We start from the raw sequence: 8,602 nt of genomic DNA, 5'->3' as shown, positions 1-8,602 counted from the left end.
GGCGGGGGGCGCGCCGACGGCGCTGCGCGGGGGCGGCGCGCCGGCCAGGGGCGCCGCCGGCTCGCCGCCCTCCTCCAGCTGCGCGGCCCATAGCGTGGCCGCCACGGCCAGGGCCAGGCCGAGGGCCAGCGCATACTGGCGCGCGGTGATCGGCGCCGCCGTCTTGCCCCGGCTCATCGCGCCGCCTCCGGGCGGCCATGCAGCGACCATTGCAGCTCGGCCTCCAGCTCGGCACTGGCGGGCGCGGCGCGGCGCAGCTTGATGCTGTCCAGGCTGAGGGCCGGGTCTTGCCGCAGCGCCGTCTCGATGAAGCCGCGCAGCTGCGCATAGCCGCCCTGCACCGGCATGCTGATTCTCAAGCGCTCCAGGCCGGCATTGGCATCGATGGTCAGGCGGTGCTCGGTGCGCGGCGTGGCCAGGCCCGCGCGCAGCGCCGCTTCCAGCAGATCGGCCAGGCGCTGCTGGCGCGCTTCGGCGCCCGGCAGCGCCGTGCGCCATTGCTCCGGCGTCACCACCGTCTGCGCAGCGCCGGCGCGCTGGGCCCGCAGCTGGCGCTGCAGGCGCTCGGCCTGGGCCTGCAGCGCCGGCCGCTCATGACCCCAGGGCCGCGCCAGGCCCAGCTCCAGCGCGCCGGCCAGCAGCAGGGAAGCCAGCCCGGCCAGGCCGGGCCAGCCGAGGCGGCGCGCAGGCCGTCGCCAATCGAAGGTTCCGAGATAGGCCGTCATGCCGCTCATGGCTGGGCCTTGGCTCGCGACACCCGCGCCAGATCGGCGCGCAACGCTTCGGGCGCCAGCCGGGCGCCCAGGTCGAAGCGCTGCCCCGTCAGGCCCTCGCCGGCGGTCTGGAAGCGGCTCAGCACCACCTCGCCCCAGCCCGGCGCGGCCGCCAGGCGCTCCACCAGCTGCAGCGCCTGGGCCTGGTCGGGCGCCAGGCCCTGCAGGCGCAGCTCGCGGCGCGCGGCCGTGTAGTCCAGCCCCAGCCAGCTGATGCCCGGGCCGCCGGCCTCCTCCGCGGTGGCCGGCAGGCCGGCCTGCTCGACATTGGCCAGCAGCGGCCCCCAGGGATGGCGCAGCAGGCCCTGCACCTCGGCGCTGGCGCGCAGCCGGTCCTGTTCGAGCGCGGCCTGGGCCCGCGGGCCGGCCGCGGCCTTGGCCGCGGTCTGGCTCGCCGGCGCGGCCGCCGGTCGGCCCCGCTGCAATTGCGCCTGCAGGCCGTCGATGCGCGCCCGTGCGGCGGCGCGCTGCTGCTGCGCCTCCCAGCTGCTCCAGACCGCCGCGGCCAGCACCAGCATGCCGCAGGCGGCCAAGGGCCAGGCCAGGCGGTGCAAGGGCTCGGCCGGCGCGGCGAAATCGGGCCGCGGCGCCTGCGCCCAGGGCGAGGCCGGGCGCTCGAACCAGGCCGGCGCGGGCGCGGCCGCATTCAGAGCGCCCAGTTGGCGCACCCCCGGCAATGCCGGCATCTGGGCGGCATCCAGGCCGTAGCCCATCAGCAGCACCCGGGCCTCGCCCCTGATTTCGGCCAGGCCCTCCATCAGGGCCTCGACCGTGGGCGCCGCGAGGCGCTGGTGGCGCAGCTGCCGCGGTTCGCCGTCGTGCAGCAGCAGCCAGGTCAGCAGATCGCCCTCCACCCAGGCCAGACCGGCCAGCGGCGCGCGCCGCCAGTCGGGCTGCGCGCCCGCCAGGTGCTGCAGCAGCGCGGCCCAGGCCGGCCGCAGGCCGCGCAGCGCCACCCGACGGGCCTGCAGCGCGGCGCGCAGCGCGGCCAGATCCAGGCCATGCAGCGCGCTGGCGCCGGCCGCGGGGCCCGCGCGCCAGGGCGCCAGCGGCCAGCGCTGCGCCGAGGCGCCGAAGTAATGGCCCAGCAGCTGGCGCGCATAGGCCTGCAGCGCGGCCTCGTCGGCCAGCGGCAGCCCCGGCTCGCAGACCAGATGCTGCAGCAGGCGCTCGGACACGACGAGGTCCAGCGCCTGGCCGGGTCCGGCATCCAGGGCCTCGATCGCCTCCGGCCCCGCCCCGCCCAGCCACTGCAGGCGCGGCCTGGCCAGGCGCGCCTGCACGCCCCGCCGCCAGCGCAAGACCCGACCCTTCAGACCGGAATCACTCGTCAAGGGTGACACGCTCCAACTCCTCGAAGGTTGTTTCGCCACGGCACACCGCGTCCAGCGCCATCGCGCGCAGCGCTCGCATGCCACGGCCGCGTGCGGCCTCCTTGATCTGCGACATCGGCGCGCGTGCCGCGATCAGGTCGCGCAGCCCGTCGTCCAGCTTCAGGAGTTCCGCCACCGCACGGCGACCGCGGTAGCCGCTGCCGCGGCAATGGCCGCAGCCCTCGCCGCGCAGGAAGCGCTGGCCGCCATCGGGCGTCAGGCCGTGGCGCGCCAAGGTGGCCGCCTCGGGCTCGCAGGGTCGGGCGCAATGGCCGCAGATGAGCCGCACCAGGCGCTGCGCCAGCACCGCATTGAGCGCCGACACCACGTTGTAGAGGTCCAGGCCCATGTGCATGAAGCGGCCGATCACATCGAACGCGTTGTTCGCATGCACGGTGCTGAACACCAGGTGGCCGGTCAGCGCGGCCTGCACCGCGATCTGCGCGGTCTCGGCGTCGCGGATCTCGCCCACCATCACGCGATCCGGGTCGTGGCGCAGGATCGAGCGCAGGCCGCGCGAGAAGGTCAGGCCCTTCTTCTCGTTGACCGGAATCTGCACCACGCCGGGCAGTTGGTACTCGACCGGGTCCTCGATCGTGATGATCTTGTCCTGGCCGGTGTGGACCTCGGCCAGCGTCGCGTAGAGCGTCGTGGTCTTGCCGCTGCCGGTGGGGCCGGTGACCAGCAGCATGCCGTGCGGCTGGCGCGCCTGGGCGCGGATCGCGGCGCGCTCCTCGGCGCCGAAGCCCAGCGCGTCCAGGGTCAGGGAGCCCTGCGAAGCTTCGATGCGCGCGCGATCCAGCACGCGCACCACCGCATCCTCGCCGAACACGCTGGGCATGATGGAGAGGCGGAAGTCGACCTCGCGGCCCTGCACCTTGAGCTTGAAGCGGCCGTCCTGCGGCAGGCGGCGCTCGCCGATGTCCAGCTCGGCCATCACCTTCAGGCGCGACACCAGCTGCTCGGCGACCTGCGCGCCCTCGACCGCGCGCACCTGAGCCATCACGCCGTCGATGCGAAAGCGGATGGTGGCGCCGCGCGCCGTGCATTCGATATGCACGTCGCTGGCGCCGTCCTGCAGCGCGTCGTAGAGCGTCGCATTGAGCAGGCGCACCACCGGGCTGGCCTGCTCCGACAGGCGCAGCGCCGACAGCTCCTCGGCCTGCTGGGCGCCGCCGCCGGCCTCGGCCAGGCCCTCGTCCACATCGGACAACGCACGGAAATCCGCCTCGCCCGCGCCCAGCCAATGCGCCACCGCCGCCGCCTCGCAGCGCAGCCAGCGCACCGGCGCCTGCAGCCGCGTCTCGACGCTCTGCAGCAGCAGCAGGTCCCGCTCGCGCTCGGCCAGCAGCACCAGGCGGCCCGCGCTACCGACCGCCAGCACCGCGCGCCAGCGCTGCGCCTGGGCCTGCGGCCAGCGTTCGAAATCGAGATGCCAGGGCCCCTGCTCGGCCGGCAAGACATCCGCCAATGAATGGTGCCCCTCGCCCGTCGAGTACGCCGGGCGATCCCCCGTGGGGATGGGGGCCGGCTTGGGAGCGGCCCGGCGCTCGGCCCCCTGGTCCGTCGTCATTGGACTTGCTCCACCAACTGGAAGATCGGCAGATACATCAGCACGATGATGCCGCCGATCAGCACGCCCATGATCAGCATCAGGGCCGGGTTGATCGCGCGGGTCAGCAGCTCGGTCAGGCGCACCGCCTCCTCGTCGTGAAAGGCGGCGGCGCGCTCCAGCATGGCCGGCAGCTCGCCGCTGCGCTCGCCGACCCGCACCATGCGGCGCGCCACCGGCGTGGCCAGGCCCTGGTCCTCCAGCGCGTCGGAAAAACGCCCTCCTTCGGCCACCTGCGCGGCGGCGGCCGCCACCGCGGCGCGCCAGGGCGCGGCCACCACGTCCTGCACGATGCGCAGCGCCGCCAGCGCCGGCACGCCGGCGCCCAGCAGCATGCCGAGGCTGCGGTACAGCCGCGCCAGCGCCAGCACGCGCAGCCGCGGCCCCAGGCCCGGCAGGGTCCACAGCGAGGCCTGCAGACGCTGGCGCAGGCCCGCGTGGCGCCACAGCGCAAGACCTGCCCCCGCCAGCAGCGCGAGGCCCGCTAGCACCAGCCAGGGATGGGCGCCGGCGGTCTGGCCGAACAGGATCAGCGCGCGCGAGGCCCAGGGCAGCTGGGCGCTCGTGGCCTCGAGGATGCCGGCGAAGCGCGGCAGCACGAAGAGCAGCAGAAAGAGGATCACCGCCGAACCGACCAGCAGCAGCATCGCCGGGTAGACGCAGGCCGCGATCAGGCGCGAGCGCAGGCCCTCGACCCAGGCCAGGTAGCGCGCATGCTGGGCCAGCGCCACGCTCAGCTGGCCGGTGCGCTCGTTGGCCGCGACGATGGCGCAGACCAGTTCGTCGAAGGCCTGCGGCTGGCGGCGCAGCGCGGCCGAGAGCGGCTGGCCCTGGCTGACGGCCTCGAGCACGCCGTCCAGCGCCTGGCGCACATGGGCCTGGTTTTCCTTCTCGCGCAGCGTGCTCAGGGCCTCCAGCAAGGCGATGCCGGCATCCAGCAGCACGGCCAGCTCCTGGCTGAACAGCTGCAGCGGGAAGGCTCGGCCGCCGCGCCAGCCGGCGCCGCCGGCCGCCGCGTCGAGCTCGCGCACCTCCAGCAGGTGCTGCGGCGCTATGCCGAGCGCGGCGGCCGCCGCGGCCACGCCCTGACGGTCCGGCGCCTCGACGCGACGCGACGCGGCCGCCCCGAGGCCGGGGTCGAAGGTGCGGATCAGATACTGCGGCATGGATGGGGAGGACGCAGCGGGCCGCTCACCAGCTGGTCAGATCGGCGTCCTCGCCCTCACCGCCGGGGCGGCCGTCGCGGCCCAGCGACAGCAGGTCGTAGTCGCCATGCTCGCCGGGGGAGCGGTACTGGTAGTCGTTGTGCCAGGGATCCTTGGGCAGGGCCTTGGCCAGGTAGGGCCCGGCCCAGCGGGGCTCCTCGGCCGGCTTGGCAAGCAGCACGGCCAGGCCCTGCTCGGTGCTCGGGTAGCGCCCCACATCGAGGCGGTACTGGTCCAGCGCCTTGGCCAGCGCGTCGATCTGCGCGCGCGTGGCCTTGACCTCGGACTTGCCGATCTGGCCGAAGAACTTGGGGCCGACATAGCCGGCCAGCAGGCCGATGATGACCATCACCACCAGCAGTTCCAGCAGGGTGAAGCCGCGAGACGGCAGACGACGGTTTGAGAGGGACGACGACATGACTGCCTAGCGAATCCGGGCCCGCGACTATTCCACCCCGGGGAACATGCGCCAATCAGGGCTTGCTCCCCCCCGTGTTCGCGGTGGGAATGCCACTCTAGCGGCGGAAAATGACAAACGGCCCATCGGGCCGTTTGCTTGCGGCACCGGGCGGGATGGGGTTGCAGGTGCATGGCAGGGAGCAAGTGGTTTGCTCCCTGCAGCGACCGACCCACCTAGAGTTTTTTCTCTATCCGGTATTTAACTTCAACCTTGCGAAGCTGCCCACCATTGATGGAGACCTCCACATGGTCCCGCTCAAGGAACAGCGGGCCGTGCGGCGTGGCGCTCAGCGACGGGTCGGCGTGGCCGTCGTCGGTGAGCAGGCGCAGCGGCGCGGGGCCGTCAGCGTCGAAGAGATACCAGGAGGGATGGGGAGCGAGGTGCATGGCAGGGAGCAAGTTGTTTGCTCCCTGTAGCGACCGACTGCAATCGCTGAGGGGCACCAAATTCAAGTGAAGAACGAATGACCGTACTTCGAGCGCAAGGCATCAATGTCCCAATACTCTTCAAACCCTGCGGAGTGCACGACCAAGCCGGCTCCCGCGCCTGTCGCATCGCTGCTCTCGCTCTCAAGAGCGACCACGATTTCAGCACCAAGCAGGCCTAGTCGACTGATGCATGCGCTCAGTTCGCTGACAAGCCCAGGAGTAAGGAATGATGGGTTCGTAACAACCAACTTCTGGCCGACACCGCCCCAACAGTCATCTACAACCCAGAAATCACCCTCGCCGAACGGATGTTCTTTTCCATGCGCGCTGCATACGGCACGAACAGCCTCGTATAGGCGCTGCCACTCTTCAATGGTGGTTGGGTCGCTCATTCGTTACCTCCCCGAGGCACCGTTCGGAACGCACCATTGATGATTCGGCGATAGATACGATGATTGAAGTCGCGAATTCTTGGGTCTTGGGACTGACGTATTTGCCTAACGAAGTCCTCGGCTTGGGAGGGTGTCATCGTTGGGCAAGCGGTTCCGCCAGCCTTCATTTTTTCCCACATCTCTTTAACGGCTTTGTTATAGGCGGAGTGCCCGTCCCCGTAGTTATGCCCGCCCGGGATGGGGCCAGTAGTTGCTCTATCAAAGACTCTGGCGGTCTCTGGACGCAGCGACTCGTTCCTCCAAATGGACTGGGGCACAAGATGATGGCCCTCTAGACCTTCCGGGTCGATGTACGAGACCGGGTTGCCCTCAACGTAGGCGTAAATAGTTTGCCCTGGCACGGCTCCGCCGTACCGGCAAGCATTTTTGCCAGGCGCATCAAGGGTTTGCGGGGTGATGAAGAAGACGGCCTCCCAGCACGTTAGATTTTTTCTCCAGGAGCCCATTCTTGCCCGCTTGCGCGCTCGCGCGCAAGAGAGGTTTGTCCGCGCTGTTGCGCGTGGCGGCTAAGAGGAAGAAGCCCAGGGCCGTGGCCGAGGGTCAGGGTGGACCGGGGTCAGTCCTTGCGGTTGAACCAGGGGTAGCCCACCCGCTCGTAATACTCGCCCGCCATGCGGCGCTCGTCGCTGCCGTTGCTGCTGTACCCGTCCACGCGCGGGTCGCTGGCCCAGTTCATGATGCCGGCCAGGTCGGCGATGAAGCCGCGCAGGACCATCTCAGGCGTCACGCCGTCGTCTTCGCACAGCGCGACGAACTCGGGCGGCAGTTGCAGGGTCAGGCGATGGGTCTTGCGGGGCATGGATGCAGCTCCTTCAGTGCGTGGTGTCTTCTTCGGTTTCCAGCTCCCGCAGCAGCGCTTCGCGCATCTGCTGGGGGCCTGGCTCCACCGCGCCCGCGTTCGCGCCCTGGCGGGCCTTCAGGCGCGCCGGGTGCGTGGCCTCATGTATCGCCTTCAGGTGCTCGATGCTGACGTGCGTATAAATCTCGGTGGTGTTCAGGCACGAGTGGCCCAGCAGGGCCTGCAGCACGCGCACGTCGGCGCCTGCCTCCAGCATGTGCGTGGCCATGGCGTGGCGCAGCAGGTGCGTGGCGCCGGGCTTCTTGATGCCGGCGAAGTCCATGTAGCGCTTGACGTGGCTGGCCACGAACTCCGGGCTGACCGGCTCGCCGTAGTCGGTCACGAACAGCGCGGGCAGCTCGGCCGCAATGAGCTGGGGCCGCGCCTCGGTGAGGTAGCGCTCCAGCCAGGCCAGCGCCCGCTCGCCAATCGGCACCACCCGGTCCTTGGCCCCCTTGCCCTCGCGCACGAACACCAGGCGGCGGGTCGCGTCCACGTCGTAGAGGGCAAGACCTGCCACCTCCATGCGGCGCAGGCCGGTGCTGTACAGCAGCTCCAGCATGGCGCGGTCGCGCAGGCCGTAAGGCGTGCCGGGGTCGGCCTCGCCCAGGATGGCCTCGACCTCGGGCACCGACAGGATGGAGCGCGGCAGGTGCTTGGGGCAGCGCGGCAGGTCCAGCTCGCTGGCCGGGTTGTAGAGGATGTGGTTCTCCCGGGCCAACTGCGTGCGCCGCTGCGCGCGTGCTTCCTCGCTGCAATACTGCCGCCCACCCGCGCCGACCAGGCCGAGCTTCAGGTTCAGGTGCTCGCGGGCCTCACGCACGCGGCGCACCAGGAAGCGGCTCCAGTAGCGGCGGTCGCGCACGCGGGCGAGCTGGGCATCGAGGGTCTGACCCGGCACCAGTTCGCCGAAGCGGAGTTCGGCCGCCGCGACCATGGCAGCGGCATAGCCTGCCGGTTCAGCGGCTTCGGCTTCGGCCTCGCTGTCCGGCTCGATGCCGCGCACCTTGTCGAGCAGCCGGCGCTGTTCGCGCAACTGCTGGCGCACCAGCTCGTCCAGTTGGCGCGGGATGCGCTGGGCTTCGTCGCGCAGCTCGTCATGGGTGAAGCGCAGGTAGGGCAGCACCGCGCCGGCGTGGCCGAGCAGCTGGGCTTCCCAAGTTTTCCAATCCAGCAGGCTCGCATCGAGCGCGAAGGCTTCGGCTTGCCGCGTGTCGGCGCGGGTCTCGGGAACGAAGGGGATGGCAGGGGCGCCGTCGGCCGCGTGTTGGGCTCGGGCTTTGGAGAGGGCCGCCGCAATCGCGGTCGGCAAGGGGTAACGCATTGGAGGACTCCGTGCAATGAAGGAGTCCCGTCTAGGAATGCGTTGTTAGCCTCCCGGCTTTAAGAGCGGCTAACAGAACTCCGGCAATGCGCGAGCGCAAATGACGCAGCACGCCAGGCTCAGGAGTGCAACGTGAG

Annotated in this window: 9 protein-coding genes; all 9 read right to left on the bottom strand. The window is 71.0% G+C overall.

All coding sequences use genetic code 11. The features are described from left to right. Positions 1-173: 173 nt before the first annotated feature. The 9 genes from AC07OQ_RS24285 to AC07OQ_RS24245 all read right to left on the bottom strand — a co-directional run bounded on the left by AC07OQ_RS24285 (position 174) and on the right by AC07OQ_RS24245 (position 8,465). On the bottom strand, positions 174-734 hold the full coding sequence (locus tag AC07OQ_RS24285) for a GspMb/PilO family protein (RefSeq protein WP_495055709.1): 561 nt from the start codon (positions 732-734) through the stop codon (positions 174-176). Further along, entirely contained in the window at positions 731-2,107 is a 1,377-nt protein-coding gene (locus AC07OQ_RS24280) for a hypothetical protein (RefSeq protein ID WP_495055708.1), read from the bottom strand. The genes AC07OQ_RS24285 and AC07OQ_RS24280 overlap by 4 nt, the downstream gene beginning before the upstream one ends. After that, complete coding sequence (locus tag AC07OQ_RS24275) at positions 2,097-3,617, bottom strand: GspE/PulE family protein (protein WP_495055707.1); 1,521 nt, start codon at positions 3,615-3,617, stop codon at positions 2,097-2,099. The genes AC07OQ_RS24280 and AC07OQ_RS24275 overlap by 11 nt, the downstream gene beginning before the upstream one ends. Before the next feature lie 98 nt (positions 3,618-3,715). Continuing rightward, the gene (locus AC07OQ_RS24270) at positions 3,716-4,924 is read right to left on the bottom strand and encodes a type II secretion system F family protein (protein ID WP_495055706.1); all 1,209 of its coding nucleotides are present in this window, start codon (positions 4,922-4,924) and stop codon (positions 3,716-3,718) included. A gap of 25 nt (positions 4,925-4,949) precedes the next feature. Continuing rightward, on the bottom strand, positions 4,950-5,381 hold the full coding sequence (gene gspG, locus AC07OQ_RS24265; RefSeq protein ID WP_495055705.1) for a type II secretion system major pseudopilin GspG: 432 nt from the start codon (positions 5,379-5,381) through the stop codon (positions 4,950-4,952). A gap of 215 nt (positions 5,382-5,596) precedes the next feature. Further along, positions 5,597-5,809: a hypothetical protein gene (locus AC07OQ_RS24260; RefSeq protein WP_495055704.1), complete on the bottom strand. Its 213-nt coding sequence runs from the start codon at positions 5,807-5,809 to the stop codon at positions 5,597-5,599. 62 nt (positions 5,810-5,871) lie between these two features. Then, on the bottom strand, positions 5,872-6,243 hold the full coding sequence (locus AC07OQ_RS24255; RefSeq protein WP_495055703.1) for a hypothetical protein: 372 nt from the start codon (positions 6,241-6,243) through the stop codon (positions 5,872-5,874). A gap of 616 nt (positions 6,244-6,859) precedes the next feature. After that, on the bottom strand, positions 6,860-7,102 hold the full coding sequence (locus tag AC07OQ_RS24250; RefSeq protein ID WP_495055702.1) for a hypothetical protein: 243 nt from the start codon (positions 7,100-7,102) through the stop codon (positions 6,860-6,862). Positions 7,103-7,115: 13 nt separating this feature from the next. After that, positions 7,116-8,465, bottom strand: coding sequence for a tyrosine-type recombinase/integrase (locus tag AC07OQ_RS24245; protein WP_495055701.1), 1,350 nt, complete (start codon positions 8,463-8,465; stop codon positions 7,116-7,118). Positions 8,466-8,602: the final 137 nt, after the last annotated feature.

It is taken from the genome of Roseateles sp. GW821-FHT09B06, from assembly GCF_059418245.1.
Note: the sequence above shows the minus strand (reverse complement) of the source record. Positions and strands in the feature narration are given on the sequence as shown.

Coding starts and splice junctions, on each gene's coding strand:
- gspG (WP_495055705.1), bottom strand. CDS start 5,381: ATGTCGTCGTCCCTCTCAAACCGTCGTCTGCCGTCTCGCGGCTTCACC.
- AC07OQ_RS24285 (WP_495055709.1), bottom strand. CDS start 734: ATGAGCGGCATGACGGCCTATCTCGGAACCTTCGATTGGCGACGGCCT.
- AC07OQ_RS24245 (WP_495055701.1), bottom strand. CDS start 8,465: ATGCGTTACCCCTTGCCGACCGCGATTGCGGCGGCCCTCTCCAAAGCC.
- AC07OQ_RS24250 (WP_495055702.1), bottom strand. CDS start 7,102: ATGCCCCGCAAGACCCATCGCCTGACCCTGCAACTGCCGCCCGAGTTC.
- AC07OQ_RS24255 (WP_495055703.1), bottom strand. CDS start 6,243: ATGAGCGACCCAACCACCATTGAAGAGTGGCAGCGCCTATACGAGGCT.
- AC07OQ_RS24270 (WP_495055706.1), bottom strand. CDS start 4,924: ATGCCGCAGTATCTGATCCGCACCTTCGACCCCGGCCTCGGGGCGGCC.
- AC07OQ_RS24260 (WP_495055704.1), bottom strand. CDS start 5,809: ATGCACCTCGCTCCCCATCCCTCCTGGTATCTCTTCGACGCTGACGGC.